This is a genomic window from Actinomadura soli (genome assembly GCF_005889715.1).
GTDB lineage: Bacteria > Actinomycetota > Actinomycetes > Streptosporangiales > Streptosporangiaceae > Spirillospora > Spirillospora soli.
This window is the reverse complement of sequence record NZ_VCKW01000513.1, coordinates 1-2,244: the sequence shown is the minus strand read 5'-3', so window position 1 is coordinate 2,244 and position 2,244 is coordinate 1. Positions and strand designations below refer to the sequence as shown.

At 73.4% G+C, this 2,244-nt stretch carries 3 protein-coding genes; 1 reads left to right on the top strand and 2 read right to left on the bottom strand.

Features of this window, described 5'->3' with window-relative positions; genetic code table 11:
• Nucleotides 1-11 precede the first annotated feature (11 nt).
• Nucleotides 12-218, bottom strand: coding sequence for a hypothetical protein (locus tag ETD83_RS41360; protein WP_138650691.1), 207 nt, complete (start codon nucleotides 216-218; stop codon nucleotides 12-14).
• A gap of 192 nt (nucleotides 219-410) precedes the next feature.
• On the opposite strand from ETD83_RS41360, the gene hemE reads away from it, so the two are divergent.
• Complete coding sequence (hemE, locus tag ETD83_RS41355) at nucleotides 411-1,445, top strand: uroporphyrinogen decarboxylase (protein WP_268920547.1); 1,035 nt, start codon at nucleotides 411-413, stop codon at nucleotides 1,443-1,445.
• On the opposite strand, the gene ETD83_RS41350 is transcribed toward hemE, so the two are convergent.
• Nucleotides 1,442-2,244, bottom strand: an 803-nt coding sequence (locus tag ETD83_RS41350; protein WP_138650689.1) for a DUF4349 domain-containing protein, incomplete at its 5' end; no start/stop codon positions are given. The genes hemE and ETD83_RS41350 overlap by 4 nt on opposite strands.

Sequence of the window (2,244 nt, the reverse complement as noted above, 5' to 3'; positions counted from 1 at the left end):
GTGCGGGCCGGTCAGGCCACGGCCCGCACGGTGGCGGGGCGGCCGGCGTGCGCGCCGGACGCCAGGGCTGCCAGGCCGGGCGCGGGGGCGGCGGGGAACCCGGCGGCGCCGGGCGCGGTCAGCGGCGAGCCGACCAGCACGGCCGCGCCGCACTCCACGCAGGCCCGCTCGGGGCACTCCTCGCCATGACCGTCCGGACACGGCGGCTGCTCGAACATACGTTCATCACCGCAGGTGGAGCAGTACAAGGGGGACCTCCCTCGGCTATGACACGCATCACGTTCGCACGCGCGGGTGACAGAATGCGGGACTTCGCTCGGCGTGTCCGGAAGTTCGTGCCGGTCCCGGGGCCGTTCCCGTGCTTTCTCACCGTTTTTTCATGGGACGATCGCACGGTGACCGACAGCACCGTGACCGAGAGCCCCTTCCTGCTGGCATGCCGCCGGCGTCCGGTGCCGCACACGCCCGTGTGGTTCATGCGGCAGGCCGGACGTTCGCTGCCCGAGTACCTGCGCGTCCGCGAGGGCGTCCCGATGCTGGAGTCCTGCGCCCGCCCCGACATGATCGTCGAGATCACCCTGCAGCCGGTGCGCCGGTACGCGGTCGACGCGGCGATCTTCTTCAGCGACATCATGGTGCCGCTCAAGGCGATCGGCGTGGACCTCGACATCAAGCCGGGCGTGGGCCCGGTCATCGCCGACCCGATCCGGGACGCGTCCGGCGTGGCGGCGCTGCGGCCGCTCGTGCCGGACGACGTCCCGTACGTGACCGAGGCCGTCGAGGGCCTGGTCGGGGAGCTCGGGTCCACCCCGCTGATCGGCTTCGCCGGAGGCCCGTTCACGCTCGCCTCGTACCTGATCGAGGGCGGGCCGTCCAAGAACCACGAGCGCACCAAGGCCCTGATGTACGGCGAGCCCGAGCTGTGGGCCGACCTGATGGCCCGGCTCGCCGACCTCACGATCGCGTTCCTGAAGGTGCAGGTCGCGGCCGGGGCGAGCGCCGTGCAGCTGTTCGACTCGTGGGTGGGCGCGGTCGCCGCGCACGACTACCGCGAGTCCGTGCTGCCGCACACCCGCCGCATCTTCGCCGAGATCGGGCCGCTCGGCGTCCCGCGCATCCACTTCGGCGTCGGGACGGGCGAGCTGCTCGGCCCGATGGGCGAGGCGGGCGCGGACGTCGTCGGCGTCGACTGGCGGGTGCCGCTGGACGAGGCCGTCAGCCGCGTCCCGCACGGCAAGGCCCTGCAGGGCAACCTCGACCCGGCGATCCTGTTCGCCCCGTGGGAGACCGTGGAGCACCGGGCCCGGGACGTGCTCGCCCGCGGCCGCACCGCCGAGGGCCACATCTTCAACCTGGGGCACGGCGTGCTGCCGTCCACGGACCCGGACGTGCTGGCCCGCCTCGCGGACCTCGTCCACGAGGCGAGCACCGACGACACGCTCTAGACGGGCGGCGGAGGCCCCTCCGGGGACTCCGGCCCTGACTGCCTGGAACCGGTAGCGACGTTCTCCGGCATGGGCGGCGGGCCCGGCCTGCGGGGCGCCGACGGGCGGGAGCCGATCCCGAACCGCTCGCGCAGGCGGTGCCGGAACGCGACCACGGGCAGGGCGATCACCGCGGCAAGCACGAGGAACGGCAGGAGCCAGGCGAACAGGACCGCGGCGCCGCCGACGAACGCGGCGAAGGCGTTCCAGCCGTCGCCGAGCGCGTCCACGAAGCCGCCGTCGTCGTCCTTCTCCTTCGGCGGCGCGGGATCGGTCACCAGCGTGACGGTCACGGTCGCGAACCGGGTGCGGTTCTTGAGCGACTTCTCGCGCGCCTGCAGCGCCTCCAGGTCCGACTCCCGCTGCGCGATCTCCTGCTCGATGTTGATGATCTCGCTGACGGAGTTCGCCCGTTCGAGCAGCTTGCGGAACGACACGAGCGTCGCCTCGGCGGAGCGGACCCGGGCCTCCACGTCCGCGACCTCGCCCGTGACGTCCTCGGCCTCCTGGGTCAGCGAGAGCTTGGTCCCGAGCTGCGTGCTGAGCTGGTTCAGCAGGTCGGTGTAGCGGGGGGCGGGGATCTTCAGGGCGATCTCGGAGCGGGCCGGGTCGCTCGACGTCGACTCCCGCTCGACGTAGCCGCCCGCCGCCGTGACCAGCTGCTTGGCCTTGGTGGCCGAGGCGTCCACGTCACCGGCCCTGACCCGGAGCCGCGCCGTGTGGACGACCTCGCGCCCGGCGCCGAGGGGCGCCTGCGGCG

Coding starts and splice junctions, on each gene's coding strand:
- ETD83_RS41360 (WP_138650691.1), bottom strand. CDS start 218: ATGTTCGAGCAGCCGCCGTGTCCGGACGGTCATGGCGAGGAGTGCCCC.